The organism is uncultured Polaribacter sp., from assembly GCF_947500975.1.
Lineage (GTDB): Bacteria > Bacteroidota > Bacteroidia > Flavobacteriales > Flavobacteriaceae > Polaribacter.
The window spans coordinates 179,478-203,551 of the sequence record NZ_CANMUE010000005.1 but is presented as its reverse complement, the minus strand read 5'-3'; the positions used below and the strand labels follow the sequence as shown (position 1 = coordinate 203,551).

21 protein-coding genes, 1 tRNA gene and 1 pseudogene are annotated in these 24,074 nt (G+C 28.3%); 10 read left to right on the top strand and 13 right to left on the bottom strand.

Translation table 11 applies throughout. The features are described 5' to 3' along the window. The first annotated feature begins 11 nt into the window (after nucleotides 1-11). Nucleotides 12-848 carry a hypothetical protein gene (locus tag Q0733_RS07765; RefSeq protein ID WP_298780946.1) on the top strand — a complete coding sequence of 279 codons (837 nt, stop codon included), beginning with the start codon at nucleotides 12-14 and terminating at the stop codon, nucleotides 846-848. A 74-nt stretch (nucleotides 849-922) separates the two neighbouring features. Then, on the top strand, nucleotides 923-1,186 hold the full coding sequence (locus Q0733_RS07760) for a sigma factor (protein WP_298780944.1): 264 nt from the start codon (nucleotides 923-925) through the stop codon (nucleotides 1,184-1,186). 22 nt (nucleotides 1,187-1,208) lie between these two features. On the opposite strand, the pseudogene Q0733_RS07755 reads toward Q0733_RS07760, so the two are convergent. Further along, nucleotides 1,209-1,579 (bottom strand): annotated as a pseudogene (locus tag Q0733_RS07755) (aromatic amino acid lyase); the annotation flags it as partial. A 39-nt stretch (nucleotides 1,580-1,618) separates the two neighbouring features. Then, nucleotides 1,619-1,741 carry a hypothetical protein gene (locus Q0733_RS07750; protein WP_298780942.1) on the bottom strand — a complete coding sequence of 41 codons (123 nt, stop codon included), beginning with the start codon at nucleotides 1,739-1,741 and terminating at the stop codon, nucleotides 1,619-1,621. A gap of 117 nt (nucleotides 1,742-1,858) precedes the next feature. Here Q0733_RS07750 and Q0733_RS07745 point away from each other — a divergent pair, with 117 nt between their 5' ends. Further along, entirely contained in the window at nucleotides 1,859-2,887 is a 1,029-nt protein-coding gene (locus tag Q0733_RS07745) for a TlpA disulfide reductase family protein (protein ID WP_298780939.1), read from the top strand. Nucleotides 2,888-3,015: 128 nt separating this feature from the next. Here the strand turns inward: Q0733_RS07745 and Q0733_RS07740 are convergent, their stop codons facing one another. The 7 genes from Q0733_RS07740 to Q0733_RS07710 all read right to left on the bottom strand — a co-directional run bounded on the left by Q0733_RS07740 (nucleotide 3,016) and on the right by Q0733_RS07710 (nucleotide 10,815). Continuing rightward, the gene (locus Q0733_RS07740) at nucleotides 3,016-3,969 is read right to left on the bottom strand and encodes an acetyl-CoA carboxylase carboxyltransferase subunit alpha (protein ID WP_298780937.1); all 954 of its coding nucleotides are present in this window, start codon (nucleotides 3,967-3,969) and stop codon (nucleotides 3,016-3,018) included. A gap of 72 nt (nucleotides 3,970-4,041) precedes the next feature. Further along, entirely contained in the window at nucleotides 4,042-4,956 is a 915-nt protein-coding gene (locus Q0733_RS07735) for an EamA family transporter (protein WP_298780934.1), read from the bottom strand. Then, nucleotides 4,943-6,034: an LptF/LptG family permease gene (locus Q0733_RS07730; RefSeq protein WP_298780932.1), complete on the bottom strand. Its 1,092-nt coding sequence runs from the start codon at nucleotides 6,032-6,034 to the stop codon at nucleotides 4,943-4,945. The genes Q0733_RS07735 and Q0733_RS07730 overlap by 14 nt, the downstream gene beginning before the upstream one ends. Nucleotides 6,035-6,112: 78 nt before the next feature. Next, complete coding sequence (tgt, locus tag Q0733_RS07725; protein ID WP_298780930.1) at nucleotides 6,113-7,243, bottom strand: tRNA guanosine(34) transglycosylase Tgt; 1,131 nt, start codon at nucleotides 7,241-7,243, stop codon at nucleotides 6,113-6,115. Nucleotides 7,244-7,304: 61 nt separating this feature from the next. After that, nucleotides 7,305-8,198: a 23S rRNA pseudouridine(2604) synthase RluF gene (gene rluF / locus Q0733_RS07720; protein WP_298780927.1), complete on the bottom strand. Its 894-nt coding sequence runs from the start codon at nucleotides 8,196-8,198 to the stop codon at nucleotides 7,305-7,307. Between the two features lie 45 nt (nucleotides 8,199-8,243). Next, nucleotides 8,244-9,488 carry a hypothetical protein gene (locus Q0733_RS07715; protein WP_298780924.1) on the bottom strand — a complete coding sequence of 415 codons (1,245 nt, stop codon included), beginning with the start codon at nucleotides 9,486-9,488 and terminating at the stop codon, nucleotides 8,244-8,246. Nucleotide 9,489: 1 nt separating this feature from the next. Beyond that, nucleotides 9,490-10,815, bottom strand: a complete 1,326-nt coding sequence (locus tag Q0733_RS07710; RefSeq protein WP_298780921.1) for a DUF4270 family protein — start codon at nucleotides 10,813-10,815, stop codon at nucleotides 9,490-9,492. 249 nt (nucleotides 10,816-11,064) lie between these two features. Here Q0733_RS07710 and Q0733_RS07705 point away from each other — a divergent pair, with 249 nt between their 5' ends. The 3 genes from Q0733_RS07705 (at nucleotide 11,065) to Q0733_RS07695 (ending at nucleotide 13,977) form a co-directional block, all read left to right on the top strand. Continuing rightward, nucleotides 11,065-12,072 carry a kelch repeat-containing protein gene (locus Q0733_RS07705; RefSeq protein WP_298780919.1) on the top strand — a complete coding sequence of 336 codons (1,008 nt, stop codon included), beginning with the start codon at nucleotides 11,065-11,067 and terminating at the stop codon, nucleotides 12,070-12,072. 411 nt (nucleotides 12,073-12,483) lie between these two features. After that, nucleotides 12,484-13,266: a sensor histidine kinase gene (locus Q0733_RS07700; RefSeq protein ID WP_298780917.1), complete on the top strand. Its 783-nt coding sequence runs from the start codon at nucleotides 12,484-12,486 to the stop codon at nucleotides 13,264-13,266. A 3-nt stretch (nucleotides 13,267-13,269) separates the two neighbouring features. Next, complete coding sequence (locus tag Q0733_RS07695; RefSeq protein ID WP_298780914.1) at nucleotides 13,270-13,977, top strand: LytTR family DNA-binding domain-containing protein; 708 nt, start codon at nucleotides 13,270-13,272, stop codon at nucleotides 13,975-13,977. A gap of 5 nt (nucleotides 13,978-13,982) precedes the next feature. On the opposite strand, the gene Q0733_RS07690 is transcribed toward Q0733_RS07695, so the two are convergent. Continuing rightward, entirely contained in the window at nucleotides 13,983-14,585 is a 603-nt protein-coding gene (locus Q0733_RS07690) for an alpha-ketoglutarate-dependent dioxygenase AlkB (RefSeq protein ID WP_298780911.1), read from the bottom strand. A 46-nt stretch (nucleotides 14,586-14,631) separates the two neighbouring features. Beyond that, nucleotides 14,632-14,716: transfer RNA gene (locus Q0733_RS07685), tRNA-Ser, on the bottom strand. 243 nt (nucleotides 14,717-14,959) lie between these two features. Between Q0733_RS07685 and aroC the strand changes: the two genes are divergently transcribed. The 4 genes from aroC (at nucleotide 14,960) to Q0733_RS07665 (ending at nucleotide 19,278) form a co-directional block, all read left to right on the top strand. Beyond that, the gene (gene aroC / locus Q0733_RS07680; protein ID WP_298780908.1) at nucleotides 14,960-16,024 is read left to right on the top strand and encodes a chorismate synthase; all 1,065 of its coding nucleotides are present in this window, start codon (nucleotides 14,960-14,962) and stop codon (nucleotides 16,022-16,024) included. 265 nt (nucleotides 16,025-16,289) lie between these two features. Beyond that, nucleotides 16,290-17,048, top strand: a complete 759-nt coding sequence (locus Q0733_RS07675; protein WP_298780906.1) for a hypothetical protein — start codon at nucleotides 16,290-16,292, stop codon at nucleotides 17,046-17,048. A 231-nt stretch (nucleotides 17,049-17,279) separates the two neighbouring features. Next, on the top strand, nucleotides 17,280-18,371 hold the full coding sequence (locus Q0733_RS07670) for a heparan-alpha-glucosaminide N-acetyltransferase domain-containing protein (RefSeq protein WP_298780905.1): 1,092 nt from the start codon (nucleotides 17,280-17,282) through the stop codon (nucleotides 18,369-18,371). Nucleotides 18,372-18,393: 22 nt separating this feature from the next. Continuing rightward, complete coding sequence (locus tag Q0733_RS07665) at nucleotides 18,394-19,278, top strand: alpha/beta hydrolase (protein ID WP_298780903.1); 885 nt, start codon at nucleotides 18,394-18,396, stop codon at nucleotides 19,276-19,278. 50 nt (nucleotides 19,279-19,328) lie between these two features. On the opposite strand, the gene Q0733_RS07660 is transcribed toward Q0733_RS07665, so the two are convergent. Both Q0733_RS07660 and rpoC read right to left on the bottom strand, forming a co-directional pair. After that, nucleotides 19,329-19,640, bottom strand: a complete 312-nt coding sequence (locus tag Q0733_RS07660; protein ID WP_298780900.1) for a DUF3467 domain-containing protein — start codon at nucleotides 19,638-19,640, stop codon at nucleotides 19,329-19,331. 91 nt (nucleotides 19,641-19,731) lie between these two features. Next, nucleotides 19,732-24,006, bottom strand: coding sequence for a DNA-directed RNA polymerase subunit beta' (gene rpoC / locus Q0733_RS07655; protein ID WP_298780898.1), 4,275 nt, complete (start codon nucleotides 24,004-24,006; stop codon nucleotides 19,732-19,734). Nucleotides 24,007-24,074: the final 68 nt, after the last annotated feature.

Below are 24,074 nucleotides of genomic sequence, written 5' to 3'. Positions count from 1 at the left end.
GCTATAATTAGATGAACAAAACAAAAGCCATACAAATTTTAAATAAAGTTTATCATCATACAAACACAAATTATGATGATAAAGAAACTTTTTATAAGTATGGTTTATTTCCTTTTAAAACTGATTTCCTAACAGACGAACAAATTCAAACTTTAAAAAAGAACAACCTTATTCCAAATCTAATTGAACAAAAAAATCATAATGACTTTTTATCAGATTTGATAGCAATAAGAAAACATCCAAAAATAAATATAGAATTTGTAACAAAATTATTTCTAAAAGGATTGTCAGGAGAATCTAGATTTAGGCAAAGTCTTATGAGCTACTGGTTTATAAAGGACTTAAAAAAACACGATTACAATCAGGTAACAGAATATAGAGATACAAATTGGTGTTCTTGTGGACTTCCTGATAAAAAATCATACGACATTACCCACCAATTATATACTTATCATATTGGACATTCTTGGAATGAATTTCCTGAAACATTTGCATTAGAGTTGAATGAAATAATTAACTACCCAGAACCTGAAATTTTAAAATCTGATAAAGACCGACTTATAAAGCTTCTTAAAGTTATTGCAAATGCACCAGAAAATGAAACCCCTGGAAAATTAGAAAAACGGATTGGAAAAGAAAAAATACTTCCAAAAACAGATAAATATAAACGATATGGAATATTGCAAACCTTAGCTGTAACAGAAATTTTACCTAGCAATAAAAAATTTGATAAACAGCCTTTTAAATCTGACATTGTAATGCCGCTTGCTGGATGGAAAGGAGAGTTAGGAGTCGATTTTAAAAAAGCAGAAGAAATATTTAAAATAACAATACCTAACACTTTATAAAATTAATTTCTTATAAAAATTATTTTACTACATTAATGTTAAACCATAAAACTAATCGTAAAAAAATAACCTAAGTGAAAACTGAAATTAATACTATTTGGATTGACCTTAATGAAGAGTTTTATAAGTTCATCTTAGGAAAAACAAAAGATGTAAAAGCTTCAAAAGATATTCATCAAGAAGTTTTCTTAAAAGTTCAAACTAAAATCCATCAACTAAAACATACTTCAAAACTAACATCTTGGGTTTATCAAATTACAAGAAATACCATTGTTGATTACTTCAGAAAAGGAAACAATAAAAACTTATCAATAAATGATTTAGAAATTCCAGAATAGGAAACTAATAATATCTGTGATCAGAAACTAACTGATACGTTCTTCTTTCTGATATATTTCCTAATTCTGATAAGACAATTGCTAAAAAAAAATCTAATCCTAAAGCTATAGGTTGTCCATGAAAATTTCCTCAAGAAATAATTTCGTCATCCTCCACAAAAATATTAGGATTATTTGCAACTGAATTTATTTCAGCAAAAAAATTCTTGGTAGCAAACTTAATGGTATCTTTTGTTACTCCAGGAACTTGAGGTATACACCTAAAAGAATACGGATCTTGTACATATTGTTTTGCTTAAACAAATAACCCTCTATTTGCTAAGAAATCTTTAGTTCTTTCTACAGTTTAATTTGCCCATTATGAGCTCTCACATAATGTATTAATTCCATAAATTGGCTTCGAAATAGATTTCGTTTTTTCATTTAAAAAGGCTATACAATTTTATTTTTTTGAATTGCTGATTCAGATAAGCTAACCTTTAAACCAGAAAAAATAATTTCTTGAATTTTATTTAAATCAAATGGTGAAGCATCTATAAAATGAATTAAACTCATATTTATATCTTATTTTTTTATCAAATGTGTAAACTAACGGCTATTTACATAAGTTTTTTAAAGTATTTTTATCTAATATAAACTCTATATTTGCTAAAAATTTGAAATTTTTAAAAAATGAAAAAAATTATCACATTACTATTTGGTTTGTTAATAATGGTTTCTTGTAAAGAAGAACACCCAAAAGAATACCTTACCTTATCTGGAAAATTAGAAAACAATAAAGATTCTATCATTTCAATTATGAGTAGAAAAGGTATTGTTAAAACAATAAAAATTAATGATGATGGATCATTTAAAGACACTTTAAAAGTTGAGAAAGCTGCAGTTTATTCATTTGAAACAAGCCCCAATAGAAGAGCTCCAATTTATTTAAAAAATGGTTATGATATTGTTTTAAAAGGAGATGCTGGTAATTCTATGAAAAGCTTTAAATTCTCTGGTTTTGGATCTGAAAATAGTAATTTTATTCTTGCTCAAATAGAAAAAAGTCAAAAAATGGGAGACCCTCAAGAAATATTAAATTTAGAGGAAGCTACATTCAGAAAAAAAATTGATGAAATAAAATTTGAATATGATAGTATACTAAATTCTTACTCTAATATTGATAGTACCCTATACAGTACTGCAAAACAACAAAATGAACAATTAGTAACTTATTTTGAGAATGCATATTCTCAAAATAAAATAATGGGAAAGGGACAACCTTCACCTAAATTTGAAAATTACATCGATATTAAAGGAGGCACAAAATCTTTAGAATCATTTAAAGGAAAGTTTGTATATATTGATATTTGGGCAACTTGGTGCGGTCCTTGTATACAACAAATACCCTATTTAGAAAAGTTAGAAAAAGAGTATCACGGTAAAAATATTGAGTTTGTAAGTATTTCTACTGATGAGTATACCAGAAATGGTGGATCATGGGAAGCTGCGGAAAAAAAATGGAGAAATTTTGTAAAAAACAAAAATATGGGAGGCACTCAATTATGGTCTGGTCAAGATTATTCTTTTCAACAAGCGTATAAAATAACCAGTATTCCAAGGTTTATATTAATTGATACAGAAGGAAAAATTGTAAATGCAAATGCTCCTCGCCCTTCAGAACCAAGATTAAAAAAGTTATTTGCTTCTTTAGGTATTTAAAAAAAATATAAATAAAAGTTCGATAAAGGTTAAATTAATTACAGCTAACAATTCTATTGTAAAAAACAAAAAAGGAAATTCATAAAATGAATTTCCTTTTTTTATATTATTTTTTTTAAGAATTTACACTATTCTTTGTAAACTCCCATATTAGCGTATTTTTCCATCCTTGATAAAACCAAATCAGAATCAGACAAATCTTTTAATTCTTCAAAAGCAGCGATAATTTGTTCTTTTACAGCCTTAAAAGCCCCTTCTCTATCAGAATGTGCTCCACCTATTGGCTCTTTAATTATAGCATCAATTAACTTTAGTCTTTTCATATCTGACCCTGTTAATTTTAATGCTTCAGCTGCTTGCTCTTTAAACTCCCAACTTCTCCATAAAATAGAAGAACAAGACTCTGGAGAAATAACTGTATACCAAGTATTTTCCATCATATACACCTTATCTCCTACTCCTATTCCAATAGCACCACCAGAGGCTCCTTCACCAATAACAATTGATATAATCGGAGTTTTTAAACGAGTCATTTCTAAAATATTTCTAGCAATTGCTTCACCTTGCCCACGCTCTTCTGCTTCTAAGCCAGGATAAGCTCCTGGGGTATCTACCAAAGTAACCACAGGAATACCAAATTTTTCTGCCATTTTCATTAAACGCAGAGCCTTTCTGTATCCTTCAGGATTTGCCATACCAAAGTTTCTATATTGGCGTGTTTTTGTATTGTATCCTTTTTGCTGACCTATAAACATAAATGATTGATCTCCAATTTTACCCAACCCTCCAATCATTGCTTTGTCATCTTTTACATTTCTATCTCCATGAAGTTCCATAAATGTATCTCCACAAATAGCTTTAATATAATCTAAAGTATAAGGCCTGTTTGGGTGCCTGGATAATTGAACTCTTTGCCAAGGAGTTAAATTTTTATAGATATCTTTTCTAGCAGTTGCTAGTTTTTTTTCTATTTTCTTACAAGTTGCAGTAACATCAACATCACTTTCTTTACCAATAATCTGACACTTTTCTAGCTGATCTTTTAGCTCTTTTATTGGCATTTCAAAATCTAAATATTCCATTTTGTAATAATTTGGTCTTAGTTTTCCTATTAACAAACATACATAAAAATTACTTTTTATAGTAAATTTGATTTACTTTTTTGCTTTTAATCTTTGTTGTATTCTTTGCTTTAAATAATCTTTATTTTTAACAACCCCATTTAACAATACAACCAATAAAACAATAAAAGTACCTAGATAAAATTCAGGGTTCATTTTTTCTTTTTCTCCAAAAATTAACAACGCTAATATTATTGCATAAATAGGTTCTAAATTAATGGTTAGCATTACTGTATAAGGCGATAAAAATTTCATCACCTTTACTGATGAAACAAAGGCATAAGCAGTACAAATACTACTTAAAACTAATAAGTAAAACCAATCTGTTTTTGATAAACTAAAAAAAGATACTGAAAAATTCTGATTGATAAAAAGGTAAATTGTTACAAATAAAGCGCCAAAAAAAAGTTGATATAATGAGATTCTATGTTCATCATATTTCTTAACAAAGAGTCCGTTTAAAACAGAAAATAACGCACCAAAAAACGATGAAATTAATGCATAAATAATACCTAATCTATATTGGGTTTCAAAATTAAAAATAACATATAAACCTACTATTACCATTAATCCAAAAAACATTTCTAAAAAATTAATTTTCCTTTTAAAAAAAAAAGGTTCTATTAAAGATGTAAAAAAAGCACCTGTACTCATGGTAACCAGTGCAATAGATACGTTAGAGGTTTTTATGGCTTTGAAAAAGAAAATCCAATGTAGTGCTATTATAATACCAGTAAATAAAAATTTTACTAAGCCTTTTTTATCAATAATAAAACTTTTCTTTTTGAAAATAAAATAAATCGAAATAAATACTACTGCAAAACTCATCCTAAAGAAAACTAAAGGAATTGCTTCAACTGTAATTAATGCACCTAGAATTGCAGTAAACCCCCAAATAAAAACAATAAAATGAAGTAAAAAATAGTTTTTTAATTTACTTTCTTGCATTGTAATAGAGATAAATTGCCAAACAGCCAAAAACTAAATTTGGCATCCAAACATATAAAAGTGAACTTACACCTGCAACTGCCCCTAAAACTTCAGAAATCTTCATTAGAAAAATGTAAATAAACATAATTCCAATTCCTATCGCCAAATTAATCCCTGTACCTCCTCTACGCTTTCTAAAAGCCAATGCTACAGCAATAATAGTTAAAATGTAGGAAGCCAATGGTAAACTTGTTCTTTTATGAAACTCTACTAAATACGCATTTAAGTTTTTCACACCTCTTTTTCTTGATAAATCTATAAAACTTAATAATTCATCAGAAGGCATTTCTTGAGATAAAGCTGATTTATAAATTAAATCTTTTGGGGTAAAATTTAATAATGTATCTATTTTTGTACCAGAAAATATACTATCCCTATTGCTATAAATTTGTCTTCTTCTCCAATTACTTAAAGTAAAAACAGAATCCTTTTTATTAAACTTTATCCTGTTTGATACTAATTTTGATTTTAATTCTAATCCATCATAAGTTTCTGAAGTAAAATCATAACCTATATTATTTTCTGTATCAAAATTTCGAATAAAAATATAAGTGCTGTCTGTTAATTGTAAACTAAAATCTCTTACATATTTTAGTTCGTTTTTTAGTCTTTTGTGATTAATGTACTCTCTTTCGAACTTTTTTCTAGTTTTACTACTACTTGGCACCACAAAATGATTCATCAATAATGATAAAATTGTAATTAAAGTTGCACCAATAAAATAAGGATATAAAAACCTAGTGAAAGAGACTTTTGCATTATTAATAGCAATAATTTCTGTATTATTAGAAAGCTTAGATGTAAATAAAATTACTGCAATAAACAACGCCAAAGGCATAAATGTGTTTGAGTAATATATTATAAAATTTTTATAATACTCATCTACAACTTGATAAAACCCTAAATCTGCATGTTCTAAAAAATTATCTATTTTTTCAGAAATATCAATGGCAATTGCTATTGGAATCAATATCAATAAGGTAAACAAAAATGTCACCAAAAATCTTTTTAATATGTACCAATCAATAATTTTCAAAAGCCTAGCTTTATTTAATATTTAAAATTAACTCTTTAAAATTTAAAATCCCTTCTGCTTCCGCAGAAACAAAAAATTTTACAACCTTTTATCCATTTGTTTTACCATTTTATCTTTCCATTCTCTAAAATCTCCAGCTAAAATATGTTTTCGTGCTTCCCTTGTTAACCAAACATAAAACCCTAAATTATGTATAGATGCAATTTGTTTACCTAACATTTCTTTGGCTGCAAATAAATGACGTAAATATGCTTTCGAATACATGGTATCTACCCAAGTAATTCCCATTTCATCAATAGGAGAAAAATCATCTTCCCACTTTTTATTTTTGATATTTATACTCCCATGTGCAGTAAACAACATTCCATTTCTGGCATTTCTAGTTGGCATTACACAATCAAACATATCAATACCTAAAGCAATATTCTCTAGTATATTAATTGGCGTTCCAACTCCCATTAAATATCGAGGTTTATCTTCAGGTAAAATTGCTGTTACCACCTCAGTCATTGCATACATTTCTTCCGCAGGTTCTCCTACAGAAAGACCTCCAATTGCATTTGCTTGTTGATTTGAGTTTGCAATATATTCTGCAGATTGTTTTCTTAAATCTTTATAAGTACTTCCTTGCACAATTGGCATAAACGTTTGTTCATAACCATATTTAAAAGGTACTTTTTGTAAATGTTTTATACACCTATCTAACCATCTATGTGTCATATGCATAGATCGTTTTGCGTAATTATAATCACAAGGATATGGTGTACATTCATCAAAAGCCATGATTATATCTGCACCAATTGTCCGTTGCGTTTCCATGACATTTTCTGGAGTAAAAAAATGCATAGAACCATCTATATGACTTTTAAATTTTACACCTTCTTCGTTTATTTTTCTTCTGCCTGATAAAGAATATACCTGATACCCTCCAGAATCTGTTAAAATATTGCGATCCCAATTCATAAACTTGTGCAAACCACCAGCCTTTTCTAAAATATCTAATTTAGGTCGTAAATATAAATGATATGTGTTTCCTAAAATTATATCAGGATTTATCTCATTTTTTAGTTCTGTTTGATGCACCCCTTTTACAGTACCTACAGTACCTACAGGCATAAAAATTGGTGTTTCTATTACACCGTGGTCAGTAGTTATAACTCCTGCTCTGGCTTGACTTTTTGGGTCAGTAAGTTTTAAATCGAATTTCATTGGGGTCAAAGATACTATTATTGTAAGAAGTTAAAAACTAAAAGATTCTTAAATGATTTTACTAAAACCTTCTTTTCTTTTTTGATGAAAAACCAATACTCTTCTTTTTGTTTTTTGATGATGATTTTCTAAAAGCTGCACTTTTTTTATTAAAATCGTTTTTTGAAGGAGCCAACTTTTTCTTAGTAACTTGCTTTTTGGGTTTTTCTTTAATTGTAGACGCTTCTTCAGTTTTTGATGATGTTGAAATCATAGAGTTAATCTCTTTCATTTCATCTTCAGTTAATTCGCGCCAATCACCAGTTTGTAGATATCCTAATTCTACATTCATAATTCTAGTGCGTTTTAACTTTGTAACTTCAAAACCTAAATACTCACACATTCTACGAATTTGCCTATTTAAACCTTGCGTTAAAATAATTTTAAAAATTTTATCACTTACTTTATCAACTTTACATTTTTGAGTTATGGTTCCTAAAATTGGAATCCCATTCCCCATTTTTTCAATAAAATCTTCGGTAATTGACTTGTTAACAGATACAAAATACTCTTTTTCATGATTGTTGCCTGCTCTTAAAATTTTATTTACAATATCTCCATCATTCGTTAAAAAAATTAACCCTTCGGATGGTTTATCTAAACGTCCTATTGGAAATAATCTCTCAGGATAATTTATGTGCTGTACTATATTATTTGGTTCTCTCTCATCAGTAGTAGAAACAATACCAACGGGTTTATTTAACGCAATGTATAAAGTATTATTTTTAGGAATTACTATACGACCATCTAACTTTACTATATCTTTTTTACCAACTCTATTTCCTAACTGTGTGGGTTTTCCATTAATTGAAACCCTACCCTCTTTAATAAATTTTTCTGCTTCTCTACGAGAACAAATTCCGGAAGAACTTATATACTTATTAAGGTTTATAGATTGTTGATTTGTATTATCCAAAGAAAAATATTTTCAACAAAAGTAAGTATAAGATTATTAATTTATTTAATCTATTTTCTTTTTATTAAACCAACTACCTACAAAGTTTAAGTTTAAGGTAATCTTATGAAAACTTTCTTGAATTAAATTATTTTCTAAAGTACCTTCTTTACCATAAGAGTACGAAATATTAAAATTATCATTACTGTATTTCTTCATAGGCAACCCTAACCCAAAAGACACAAAATAACTATCTATTTGTTTATTAGAAATCTTTAAAAAACCAGTATTGTAGTTTAAACCAAATCTGTATTTTATATTTGATGCATAAGTATATTTATTTTTTGTTGGCTTATATTCTAACCCAAATGCATAAATAGATTGATCTACATAACTTTCATTATTTTTATCTTGACTAGTGTCATTCCATAACAGTTTACGATAATCTATACTGGTTGAAAACTTTTTATCTATAATAGAGGTAATTCCAAAACCGTAAGAAACCGGAAGTTCAAAATTTTCTAAATCATTTTCAACCTCATCTTCTATAGCAATATATGCACCACCAGATGTTGTTTTATAAGAACTTCTCGTTTGTTTTCCGCTTAAAGATGAAGGCAACTCAAAAGTACCACCAATTATGGTTTCTACAGTTTTAATTTTTGGTAGTTTATATTGAAAACCGGTCTTTAATTTTACACCGCTATAATAATTTTGATCACTTATTGATACAAAAGATTCCGAATAAATTTGACTTTCTTCTTCAATTGATCCAAAAAGAAAAGATAAATCTAAACCAAAAGATAAGTTTTTTAATGGTTTATAACCTGTTGCTATATAAAATTTATTTAAACCACCTATACCAGTTATTCTTGTTAAGTAAGTATCTGTAGAGCCTTCAATAGGGTTTTCTATATCTATATTATAACCCGTTTTAGTATAAGGTAAAAGACCAGTACTCATGCCCCAATTTTTGGCAATTGGAAATGCAATTACAACATGAGAAAAATTAGCATTATTACTGGTTGAACTTGTATTGTTTGTTTTTAAATGTGAAACAACACCATTTAAACCAAACTCATATAAAAAAGATTTTTGTAAAATATTACCTAAACTTGCTGGATTAAATAAATTTATCTCAAAAGGATTTGTTTGTGCAATACCTGTATTTCCTAATCCAGACAAACCACCTGTTGCCGTTTTATTTTCTACACCCAAACCAAATAAAGAATAAGGCGTATTAGCATTATTTTGGCTATATAAAACATTAGCAAAAACTACTAATAACAATAATAATATTTCTTTTTTCATATTAATAATTTAAATATTTTACTGATAATTTTACTTCTTTATTTGTATTCGTATTCTGCTCTATAACTATATTATTTACGTTATCAGAAAAGTCCTCATATTGAATCATTAAAGCATAATTTAAGTCTATTTCTGATTGTAAAATCTCTTCAACAAACCCACTTAAATCGACACTATAATAAGTATTTGCACCAAATTCATCTTGTTCATCATTTAAAATAGCATAAACAACATTGGTGTTGTTTACATCCAATAATTGGCGTATTATTCTATTTTTATGATCTACTATATAAACAGCTAAATTTTCTGGCAAAGGGTTATCATCATTATAACTATTACTTAAAGGACTAAATGTTAACTCGGCACTCATAGTAGTAGCATTTTCAGAAATTTCTAAAAGTTTTTTAATTGATGATATTTCTATTCTTGCTGTAATTCCTGATCCTGCTTGTGTAAAAATTAAATCATCAGTTTCAGAACTTAATTTAATTTCTTCATTATCTACAAAATCACCTAAACTAGTACTAGATAAATCTACTTCTATTTCATTAAATTGTTGTGTAGAGCTAGATATTACAAAATCTACATAATAACTATTATCTTCATTATCATCATCCTTAATGGTGTAATACAAACGCATACTAGAGTTACCATCTGTATCTTCTGTTGTTAAAGCATTAAAGCCTAAAACATGACTATTTTCAACTGTATTTGGTACAATTGCTAATCCTTTAAAATATTGTAAAAAATCATCTGTATTATTAATATCATTATCTACAATTTTATTAAAAATTTCTTCACCTAAAGCATCATCCATTTTAATAAAAAGAGAATCTGTTGATTTATTTGGTTTTGGTGTAAATGAAATTTGTCCTAAAACATTAGTTTCATCATAATCTAATGATGAAGTATTATAAAAATATGCCCCCTCTTCTGGTTCAAAAGTTTCGGTTATTCTATGTAATTTATAAGTTTGGGTTTTAGTAGTATCACCATAATAGTAAGTATCATAATTCAAAACCATTCCTATAGAATCGTAAATAGCATCTTCATCAATAGAAAAAGTAGAAGTTACAAGTTCTAAATACGATTTTGCTGATAAATTTCCTAAATTTTCATCGCTTACATTTCCTAGTAAAATTCTGTTTTTACCAGATGTTATTAAGGAGTCTAATTTAAAAGTACCTGTTTTTACCGAAAAAGTATCTATAACTCTTACCTGAACATTATTATCTATAAAGTCACTTCCTACCTCATAAATTGTATCTGTTGTAGTGCAAGATGCAACAAATATCAAACTAAAAACCCCAATTATAAAATATCTCATTTTACTTTTTAAAGCAAAAATATTAGGCTAAATATCATAAGAAATCATAAAATATATAAACAACACTTTTTTATAGACTTATGACAACAAAACACCTCTAAACTCTACATTTAACAACTTTTAAGAAAATTAACATTTGATTTACATGGTTATCTATAAAATACAACTGTTTGTCTATTTCATACTATTTTAAATTAAATAGCTTTTAGGTTTGCTGCATAATTTAAGAAAATGAAAAAATTAAACATAATGAGAAAAACAAATTTATTACAAAAAAGTAGCGTTCTATTTTTTGCTACATTATTATCCTTATTAGCAATAAGTTGTGGTAGCGACGATGATGAGGAGGAGGAGTATGGAAACTGGGTTGAAAGTTCAACTTTTGATGGAAATTCAAGAGCTAATTCTGTAAGTTTTACAATTGGTACAAAAGGATATTTAGTTACTGGTTATGATGGAGACGATTATTTAGCGGATACTTGGGAGTATAATTCAGAAGGTGATTATTGGGTTAGAAAAGCAGATTTTCCAGGAACTCCAAGAAGTGGTGCTGTAGGTTTTTCAATCAATGATAAAGGATATTTAGGTACTGGTTATGATGGGGATAATGAACTTAATGATTTCTGGGAATATGACCCAACCTCAGATTCATGGACACAAAAAGCAGATTTTGGTGGAACTGCTAGATACGGTGCCATTGGTTTTTCTTTAGGTAATGACGGTTACATTGGTACAGGTTATGATGGTAGTGAACAAAAAGATTTTTGGAAATATAATGTTGCTACAGATTCTTGGGAACAGTCAGTAGGTTTTGGAGGAGAAAAACGTCAAAACGCATCTGTTTTTAAAATTAATGATGTTGCATATATTGGTTTAGGAATACACAATGGAGCTTATGAAGAAGATTTCTATTCTTTTAACGGAACAACTTGGACAAGATTAACTGATTTAGATGATGATGACGATGATGATAATGATTACGAAATATTATTAAGTAGTGGAGTTGGATTTTCTTTAAATGGAATGGGATATGTAACTACTGGTATTTCTGGTTCAATAACTACAGAAACTTGGTCTTATGATCCATCAACTGATACTTGGGATGAGTTACCTGAATTTGAAGGTTCTGCAAGACAAAATGCTTCTGCATTTGTTTTTGATGATAAAGCTTTTGTTTTAATGGGTAGAAGTGGTAGTTATTATTTTGATGATGTATGGGAATTTAGACCAGACGAATATGAAAATGATGATGATTAACCATCTTTAAACTTTAATTAGATTACACGTTTTAAGATTAAAAATTAAACTACTAAAAAAGTAGTTTAATTTTTAATCTTTTTTTTGTGATAAAAACAACAGTTTCTTGGGAGAATTTTAAGAATCTTACTCTCTAATTTTGCACTTTAAAGCAATAAATTGAAACCTATTTTAAAAAAAATAAATACTTATATAATTATCCATAGTCTTTTATGGGTTTTCTTTATTATTATTACAGCTATTCAATCTTATTCTAGGTTTAGTAAAATACCAAATGAATTTTACTGCTTAAACATCATTTTTATAGCTGTTTTTTATTTAAACTATGCGGTATTAATACCTAATTTTCTACTTAATAAAAAAATTGGTTTATATGTTTTTATTTCTATAGTATTAATACTATTTATATTTTTGATAGAAGACCCTATATTAAAAAGTCAAATAAAGCCTCCCTTTTTTGACAACGAATTTAATAATGATTTTCACAGACCCAGAAAAATACGAACAAATTTAAGACCACCAATTTTACTCCTTTTATTTTATGCTTTAAGTACTTGTATAAAACTTGTTTCTGAATGGTATAAATCTGAAAAAGAAAGAACACTAGTGGCTACTCAAAAAATAAATTCTGAATTATCTTTTTTAAAAGCACAATTGAATCCTCATTTTTTATTTAACACACTTAACAGTATTTATTCTTTAGCAAATAAAAAATCTGATAACACAACAGTAGCTATTGTTACACTTTCAGAATTAATGAGATATATGATTTATGAAGCCAAAGAAGAATTTATATCCTTAGAAAAAGAAATAGACTACATAAAAAACTACATCTCTTTACAATTATTAAGATTAAAAGACTCCAGTGGTGTAAAAATAAATATTCATGGTAATTTAAACTATAAAATAGAGCCTTTACTTCTTATTTCATTTATAGAAAATGCTTTTAAATATGGAACAGATTATAGAGGGAAAACTGATATTAGGGTTGTTATTTCTATAAATAACAATGAATTAGAGCTAAAAGTTTACAACCTATCTTCTTTACAAAATTCAACCAATAAAAATTCAGGTATAGGTTTAGAAAACATCAAAAATAGATTGAATTTATTATACCCAAACACCCATACATTAGAAATTAAAAATACTAAAGAGGCCTTTGAAGTAAATTTAAAAATCAAATTAAAAAGTTAACGTATGAAATGTATAATTATTGATGATGAGCCTCTAGCTTTAGAGTTATTAGAAGATTTTATATCTAAAATTCCTTTTTTAGAATTGATTGCAAGCTGCTCTAATGGTTTTGAAGCAACAGCAATTCTACAAGAACAAAAAGTTGATTTAATTTTTACTGATATAGAAATGCCAGATTTTTCAGGAATCGATTTTATTAAATCATTAGAAATTAAACCAATGTTTATTTTTACAACTGCATACTCACATTATGCCGTTGAAGGTTTTAATTTAAATGCAATAGATTACCTTGTAAAACCAATACCTTTTCATCGATTTTTAAAAGCTTCAACTAGAGCACAAAATTTATTAAAACTAAAAAAAGAAGATGAACCTCTTATCTTAAAAAAAGAAACTTTAGAAGAGTTTATTTTTGTAAAATCTGAGTATGAAAATTTAAAAATTAACTTATCAGATATAAAATATATAGAGTCTTTAAAGGATTATATTAAAATTCATACTCATAAAGAAAAACCTATTTTAACTTTAAGCAGCCTTAAAAATTTTGAAGAAAAATTAGGCAAAACAAACTTTATTCGTGTTCATAAATCATATATAGTTTCTTTAAAACACATCTATTCAGTTCAAAGAAATAGAATTATAATTGATGACAATTGGATACCTATTGGGTTAAACTACAGAGACGATTTTATAAAAAGAATTGAAAATTAAAAAAATTACAATTCAATTGTTCTAAAAGTTAAATTAATTCTTGGAGAACTTACTTTTTTAGTAGTTGGTAATCTATGAAGCCAATTTGTTTGTGTCCCTTTTTTCATTACCAACAAACTTCCCCTTTCTAATACAATATCTACTCGTTGCTTATTTACTTTATGTTTAAAAGAAAACTTGCGTTCTGCACCTAAAGATAAAGAGGCTATTGCCCCGTTTTTTTTTAACATCTTCTCACCATCTGAATGATATGCCATTCCTTCATCACCAGAATGATATAAATTTAATAAACAAGAATTAAAGGTTTCACCACACTCTTGCTCTACTATTTTCTTTAGCTCTAACAACTCTTTTGTAAAAATGTTAGCAGTTTTTGTAACTTTAGAATATGTATATGAATAGTCAGATTCTCCATACCAAGCTACTTTTCGTTTAGTAATTATTTTCTTACCAAAAATAATTGCTTCATCATTTTTCCAATTTATACTATCTAATAATATTTGATAATAAAATTTGTTTTGATTCTTATTTAAAATAACACCATGGTAATTAGTTATTCCATCAAAAGGCAAAATGTTTTTTATTTTTTCTGTAGAAAATAAATCCATAAAATAAAGGTAATAAAAAAACCTCACAATAAATTGTGAGGTTTTGCGGAGAAAGAGGGATTCGAACCCCCGGACCTGTTACAGTCAACAGTTTTCAAGACTGCCGCATTCGACCACTCTGCCATTTCTCCAGAATTAAGTCTCATCAGATATTCTCTGATTGCGGGTGCAAATATAAAACCCTTTTTTAATTTTCAGAAATAAATCTTTAATTATTTTTTATATTTTTTGAATATCGTTGTTTTTTTATGTTATTAGTTTAATAATCAGCAATTATTAATTTTACAACATCAATAGAAATCATCAAAACACATAAAGAATAAGTTTTATTATTGATACTTTAGTATCTTTGCACCTTACTAAAAACACTAATTATGTCTTTTAATTCTTTTGGCAATTTATTAAAAATTACAACTTTTGGAGAATCACACGGAACTGCTATTGGAGGAGTTATAGATGGCTTTCCTGCCGGTTTAAAAGTTGATTTTGAAGCTATTCAGCAAGAATTAGATAGGCGTAAACCAGGGCAATCTAAAATTGTTACACAACGTAAAGAACCGGATACTGTTGAGTTTCTCTCAGGAATATTTGAAGGAAAAACCACAGGAACATCTATTGGTTTTATCATTAGAAACACCAATCAAAAAAGTAAAGATTATAACCATAATACTAATATCTACAGACCTTCACATGCAGATTACACATATGATAAAAAATATGGCTTAAGAGATTTTAGAGGTGGTGGAAGAAGTTCTGCTCGTGAAACTGCAAATTGGGTAGTTGCGGGTGCATTGGCAAAACAATTAATTGCTAGCATTCATATAAATGCGTTTACATCTTCTGTGGGTGATATTTTTTTAGATAAACCGTATCAAGATTTAGATTTTTCTAAAACTGAAAGCAATATTATTCGTTGCCCAGATGAAACTTCAGCTGAAAAAATGATTGATAAAGTTAAAGAAATTAGAAAAGCTGGTGATACTATTGGAGGTACTATTACTTGTGTTGCGCAAAATGTTCCTGTTGGCTTAGGTGAACCTATTTTTAATAAATTACATGCAGAGTTAGGCAAAGCAATGCTTTCTATAAATGCAGTAAAAGGTTTTGAATTTGGAAGTGGATTTTGTGGCGCAAAAATGAAAGGCACAGAACATAATGATATTTTTAACTCAGATGGCTCTACACAATCTAATTTATCTGGTGGGGTCCAAGGTGGTATTAGCAATGGAATGGATATTTATTTTAGAGTAGCATTTAAACCTGTTGCCACAATAATGAGTAGTCAACAAACAATTAACTCAGAAAATGAAATTACCGAAATTACAGGTAAAGGTAGGCATGACCCTTGTGTAGTTCCAAGAGCTGTACCAATTGTAGAAGCTTTAACTGCTTTGGTTTTAGCAGATTTTTGGTTGATAAATAAAACTAGAAAAATATAGTTTTAAGAGAATCTTTGGTCATTTAATTTTTGAATTAGAAAATCAATGAGAAGATTTTATTGATTTAAAACAAGCAAATGATATTAAAAAGTTTCGTTTAATAAATATTATTATTAGTTGTGGGCAATACCGAAGAGACCAAAAAATAACTTCAGTAAATTGTTAAACGTAAACTGAAAAAAAACAACTAATTGATTATAGTTGACTTAATTTCACTTCAATCAAAATTAAATTTTAATAACAATTTTTCAACAAGCAAAAGATTATGAAAAAAACAATTCAATTATTACTCGTTATATTAACTTTTACGGTAAGTGCTAATGCTCAAGAGATAGACGAAAGCAAAAATTTTATTTACAAAACTGATGGAAGTATTCTCTACGGTAAGAATCTAGAATATCAAACACCCATGTTTAAAAAGAATTATTTTAATTTAGATAGTTTAACGATTAAAAGTAAAGATGTTAAATTTTACAAATCAGGAGTAGACTTTTTTGGAAATATTCAAGGAAGTCGAGGAAGTTTTGCACGTAGAACAATTAAAGGCAAAGTTAATTATTATGTGCTAACTAGTAACTACAATAATGCTGTACCAATTAATAATATGGGAGGAATAGGATTGGGAGGCACTAGCACTACTCAAAATTATTACTACAATTCTGGATTCAATTCTTTAAAAATTGCTAACTATGAAAATTTAAGTGTTGATTTACAAAGAAATCCAAAAAGTATTGTCTATTTAAAAAAGCACCATAATGCTAAAAAGAAAAGAACAATAGCTTATGTATTAGGAGGAATTGCTATGGTAGCGGGAATTTTGACATCAGCAAAAAAAACAGGTGAAACTACAAATTCTTTCAATCCTAATACTGGAACATTTGAAACTACTGATGTGACTGAATTACGACCTGTAAACTTAGCCATTGGTTTGGCGGGTTTTGGAACGGTTGTCGCTACAATGATTTCTTCAAAAAAGAAAAAACAATACATTCAAAAAGCAATTGAAGTATATAATGAAAATTAAAATTTGGGGAAATAAAATACTGCCCACAACAAAAGCTATAAGTAATTGATACATTAGTATATTTAGAAATTTTTCGCAAGTTTGAGTGTTTAGAAATTTTTACAGTGCTAGTTGTTAAACACACGAAACTACCCATAGCCGAGACGTTAAATGCAACAATAATTTATCTTTTTAAGATGAAAACCATAAACACTTATAAAATTCTTATCTTTAAAGATTATAAAGATAATTTTGAAAAACAACAGACTTTATTTTATCGATCTCATTAGAGCTTTTGCTATTTTAATGATGTTACAAGGGCATTTTATTGATGCTTTGTTAGATTCATCTTATCGTGATTTAAATTCAATACCTTATTCAATTTGGTCTTATTTTAGAGGTATAACAGCCCCAACTTTTTTTACGATATCTGGTTTAATATTCACTTATTTAATGATAAAAGCCAAAGAAAAAGGACAGGTAAATCTAAGAATGCGTAAAGGCATTATCAGAGGATTATTTTTAATAGGTGTTGGTTATTTAATACGAATTCCTGTATTTGCATGGTTATCAGGAAAATTTAGCACTTATTTTTTAGTTGTTGATGTGTTACAATGTATTGGGTTAAGCTTGATATTAATTGTTGGGCTATATTTTATCTCTATAAAAAAAACATTACTATTTTCTTTTCTATGTTTATTTTTAGGAGTTATAATATTTTTATTTGAACCTGTTTATCGTGATTTAAATATTGAAAATATTCCGTTTTTTTTAAACAACTATATATCAAAAAATAACGGTTCCGTTTTTACAATTATACCCTGGTTTGGTTATGTTTCATTTGGTGCATTTATTGCTACTATTTTCTATCGATATGTACATAAACCTAAATTTAAAAAAATTATAGTACCACTTTTTTTTATACTCGGATGTCTTTTAATCTTCTACTCCTCAAGTTTATTAGTGTATTTATACAGGTTTACAAAAATTAAATTATTTTTAGATTCAGCAAATTATAATTACTTATTTACAAGACTAGGAAATGTTTTTTTATATTTCTCATTCTTCTATGGATTTGAAAAATATTTAAAATTTCCATTAATCCTAAAAATAGGTCAAAAAACACTATCCATTTATATTATACACTTTATTGTTATTTATGGAAGTTTTACTGGTTTTGGTTTAAGGCAAATTATTGGTGCAAATTTAACTCCATGGCAAGGTGTTTTTGGTGCAATAATATTTTTAACATGTATCTGTTTTTTGGCTTTTTATTATGTTAAACCAAATGCTTTTGTATATAATAATTTGAGAAAATTGTTTGATAAAATGAAAGGAAAATGATAGCATTTCGACTTCAATAATTATGAAGGCTAAAATATTAATAATATTACTTTTTACATTTAAAGTATCAATTGCTCAAAAGCAATTTTTAAATAAAAAATATGCTGTTTCTAAAAGAACGTATACATACCATAAAAACAAAAAAAAGAAACTAAAATTAGACTTTTACAAACCTAAGAGAATAAAAAAAGATGTTCCTTTGATAGTTTATGTTCATGGTGGTAGTTTTTCGGGCGGAAATAGAAATGATAATAATATAGTTCAGTTTGCAAATGAAATGGCCAAACGCGGTTTTGCATTTGCCTCTGTTTCGTATAGATTAACTATGAAAAAATTAGGTTTTGGTTGCCAAACAAAATCAGAAGAAAAAATAAATGCTTTTAATTACGCTTCTGAAGATATCAGTTTAGCTGTAAAATATTTACTCAAAAACAAGAAAAAATTTAATATCAAAACAAATAAAATTATACTTGCAGGATCTAGTGCAGGTGCTGAAGCCATTTTAAATTTGGTATATGTTTTTGATAATAAAATTTTACCTAGAAACTTTAAGTTTGCAGGTATTATTTCAATGGCTGGAGCAATAACAACTACAGAAAATATTACTCAAAATAATGTAATTCCTATACAACTTTTTCATGGAACAGCAGATAAATTGGTTCCTTATAATATTGCCCCCCATCATTATTGTCAAAAAAATGATGTAGGTTTTTTAAAACTTTTTGGTTCAAAAGCAATTGCTAATAGGATAAAAAATATAAATAAATCATTTTATTTATATTCAATAAATAAAGGTGACCACAGTTGGTCTGGAAGACCAATGCATCAATGTTTAGATAATATTTTAGATTTTTTATATAATGATGTGTTGCAAAAAAGTAAAAGACAGATAACTATTTTAATCTAAAAAAAAGCAACTAAGTAAAACTTAATTGCTTGTTAAATAAAATATATCATTTAAGCCTGGCCTGTTGGTCCAAAATTCATTGGAATTGGTGGTTTTTCATAATCTTTAATTTCACCGTGTTCATTCTCAAATTTTCTTACATTATCAGACAAAGCTTTTACTAACCTTTTGGCATGTTGAGGTGTTAAAATAATTCTAGATTTTACTTTAGCTTTTGGAATTCCTGGCATAATATTAATAAAATCTACAATAAACTCTGACATAGAATGATTAATTATTGCTAGATTAGAATAAGTTCCTTCTGCAATTTCTTGGTCTAATTCTATATTTAATTGACCTTCTTGGTTTTTATTTTCTTTCATAATTTATATCATAAAAAAAGTTGAATTGAATAATGTAATTAAAATACAGTAAACAATTCAACTTTTATATTTTTAACGATTTACCGTTTATTTAGAAACTTCTTTCTATTTCTTCTTTAGGACCAACAATTACGTTATCATAAGATCTCATACCAGTACCTGCAGGAATTTTCTTACCTACAATTACATTTTCTTTCAAGCCTTCTAAAGTATCTATTTTACCACTAACAGCAGCTTCATTTAATACTTTTGTAGTTTCTTGGAAAGATGCAGCAGAAATAAATGATTTAGTCTGTAAAGAAGCTCTTGTAATTCCTTGTAACACTTGTTCTGCTGTTGCAGGTCTTGCATCTCTTGCTTCTACTAAATTTTTATCATTTCTTCTTAATAAAGAATTTTCATCTCTTAATTTACGAGCAGAAATAATCTGACCCTCTTTTAAGTTTTCAGAATCTCCAGCATTTTCAACAACTTTCATTCCGTAAATTGCGTCGTTATCCTTTATAAAGTCAATTTTATGAATTAATTGATTCTCTAAGAATAATGTATCTCCAGAATCTATAATTTTAACTTTACGCATCATTTGACGTACAACAACTTCAAAATGTTTATCATTAATTTTTACACCTTGTAAACGATAAACTTCTTGTATTTCATTTACTAAGTATTCTTGTACAGCAGACGGTCCTTTAATTCTTAAAATATCAGAAGGAGTTGTTGCTCCATCAGATAAAGGCATACCAGCTTTAATAAAATCGTTCTCTTGAACTAAAATCTGATTAGATAATTTTACTAAATACTTACTAACTTCTCCTGTTTTAGATTCAACAATAATCTCTCTATTACCTCTTTTAATTTTACCAAAAGAAACCACACCATCTATTTCTGAAACTACAGATGGATTAGAAGGATTACGTGCTTCAAACAATTCAGTTACACGTGGTAAACCTCCCGTAATATCACCTGCTTTACCAGATTTTCTTGGTATTTTAACTAGTGTATGACCAGATTTTACAGCCTCACCATCATTTACCATTAAGTGTGCACCAACAGGTAAACTGTAAGAACGTAAAGCATTACCATCTTTATCTTCAATAATTAAAGAAGCAATAATTTTTTTGTTCTTAGAATCTGTAATTACTTTTTCTTGGAAACCAGTTTGTTCATCAATTTCAACAGAGTAGTTCATACCTTGTTCTAAATTATCAAACTTAACTTTTCCTTCAAATTCAGAAACAATTACACCATTAAATGGATCCCATTGTACAATTACATCTCCTTTTTTAATTGATTTTCTGTCTTTATCAAAGATATAAGAACCATAAGGAATAATATTTGTACTTAAATTAATTCCTGTTTTCTTATCAGTAATTTTAATTTCAGCAGTTCTAGAAATTACAATATCAACATCATTACCTTCATTGTCTTTTCCAACAACTGTACGTAAATCTTCAATAGTTACTTTTCCGTCAAACTTAGCTATTAATTTATTTTCTTCTGATATGTTACCAGCTACCCCACCAACGTGGAAAGTTCTTAATGTTAATTGTGTACCAGGTTCTCCAATAGATTGAGCCGCAATTACACCAACAGACTCTCCAATTTGTACTTTATTAAGGGTAGATAAACTTTGACCATAACATTTAGCACAAATACCTTTAGTAGACTCACATGTTAATGCAGATCTTACTTGAACAGTATCAATGCCAGAAGCTTGAACAGCTTGAGCTAATTGATGAGTTATTGGTTGATTTGCTTCAATAATTAAATCTCCAGTTAGAGGATGAAATACATCTTGCAAACAAACACGTCCTTCAATTCTATCTGCCAAAGATTCTACAATCTCATCGTTCTTCTTTAAAGGAGAAACTTCTAATCCTCTTAAAGTACCACAATCTTCTTCGTTAATAATAACGTCTTGTGATACATCTACAAGTCTACGAGTTAAGTAACCAGCATCTGCAGTTTTTAAGGCTGTATCGGCAAGTCCTTTACGTGCACCGTGAGTAGAAATAAAGTATTCAAGAATTGATAAACCTTCCTTAAAGTTAGAAAGAATTGGATTCTCAATAATTTCTCCACCTCCAGCAGTAGATTTTTTAGGCTTTGCCATTAATCCACGCATACCTGTTAACTGACGAATTTGTTCTTTAGAACCCCTTGCACCAGAATCAAGCATCATATATACTGAGTTGAAACCTTGTTGGTCTTCTCGTAAACGTTTCATAGATAATTCTGTTAACTGGTTATTGGTTCTTCCCCAAATATCAATTACCTGATTGTAACGCTCTTTTTGCGTTAACATACCCATATTATAATTTGCTACAATGACATCTACTTCTTTATTAGCTTCGTCAATCATAGATTGTTTTTCTTTAGGAATAATAATATCTCCTAATGAAAATGATAAACCACCTTGGAAGGCAAATTTATACCCCATATTTTTAATTTGATCTAAGAAATCTCCTGTAGTTGGAATATCAGTAGCTTTTAAAATATTACCAATAATTCCACGTAAATTTTTCTTAGTCAATACTTCATTGATATAACCAGCAGCAGCAGGAACTTTTTCATTAAATAAAACTCTACCAACTGTAGTTTTTATAATTTTAGTTACTTGCTCTCCATTCTCATCAATATCTTGAGTTCTTACTTTAATACCAGCATTTAAGTCTACCTTTTCTTCGTTAAAAGCAATCGTTACTTCTTCTGGTGAATAGAAAGTTAATCCTTCTCCTTTGATTTTAACCTCTGGAGTAGATATTCTTTCTTTAGTCATATAGTATAAACCAAGTACCATATCCTGAGAAGGTACAGTAACTGGAGCTCCATTTGCAGGGTTCAAGATATTATGAGAAGCCAACATTAATATTTGTGCTTCTAAAATAGCTTCTGGTCCTAATGGTAAGTGAACTGCCATTTGATCCCCATCAAAATCGGCATTAAATGCAGAACATGCTAATGGGTGTAATTGAATTGCTTTTCCTTCAATTAATTTTGGTTGAAAAGCCTGAATACCAAGTCTGTGTAAAGTAGGAGCTCTGTTTAATAAAACAGGATGTCCTTTAATTACATTTTCTAAAATATCCCAAACAACTGGTTCTTTTCTATCTATTATTTTCTTAGCAGATTTAACTGTTTTTACAATTCCTCTTTCAATTAGTTTTCTAATTACAAAAGGCTTGTAAAGTTCAGCTGCCATATCTTTAGGGATACCACATTCTGACAATCTTAATTCTGGTCCAACAACAATTACAGAACGAGCTGAATAATCAACACGTTTTCCTAATAAATTCTGACGGAAACGTCCTTGTTTACCTTTTAATGAATCTGATAAAGATTTTAAAGGTCTATTAGATTCTGTTTTTACTGCTGATGATTTACGTGTGTTATCAAATAATGAATCTACAGATTCTTGTAACATACGTTTTTCATTACGTAAAATAACTTCAGGAGCTTTTATTTCAACTAATCTTTTTAAACGATTATTTCTAATAATAACTCTTCTATAAAGATCATTTAAATCTGAAGTAGCAAAACGTCCACCATCTAAAGGAACTAAGGGTCTTAATTCTGGTGGAATTACAGGCACAGCCTTCATAATCATCCACTCAGGATTATTTTCTCTATTCTTTTGAGAATCTCTAAATGCTTCAACAACATTTAAACGTTTTAATGCTTCAGTTTTTCTTTGCTTAGAAGTTTCAGTATTGGCTTTATGTCTTAATTCAAAAGATAATCCTTCTAAATCTATACGAGCTAGTAAATCAATTAGACATTCTGCACCCATTTTAGCTATAAACTTATTTGGGTCTTCATCATCTAAATATTGATTTTCTTGTGGTAACTCATCAACAATATCTAAATATTCTTCTTCCGTTAAGAAATCCATTTTTTGTAATGGTTCTCCTTCAGGTCCTTTTGCAATACCAGGTTGAATTACTACATATCTTTCGTAGTAAATAATCATATCTAACTTTTTAGATGGTAAACCTAAAAGGTACCCCATTTTGTTAGGTAATGATCTAAAGTACCAAATATGAGCAACTGGCACCACTAAGTTAATGTGACCTACTCTATCTCTACGTACTTTCTTTTCTGTTACTTCTACACCACATCTATCACAAACGATTCCTTTATAACGGATTCTTTTGTATTTTCCACATGCACATTCATAATCCTTTACCGGACCAAAAATACGCTCACAGAATAAACCATCTCTCTCTGGTTTGTGTGTACGGTAATTTATTGTTTCTGGTTTTAAAACTTCACCTTTAGATATTTCTAAAATTGCTTCTGGTGATGATAAACCAATTGATATTTTGTTAAACTTTTTTACAGTGTACTTTTCTTGTTTTCTTGCCATGTCTTTTAATAAGTATTCAGTTGGCAGTATTCAGTTTTCAGTAACATAATTGCTACTGAAAACTGGTT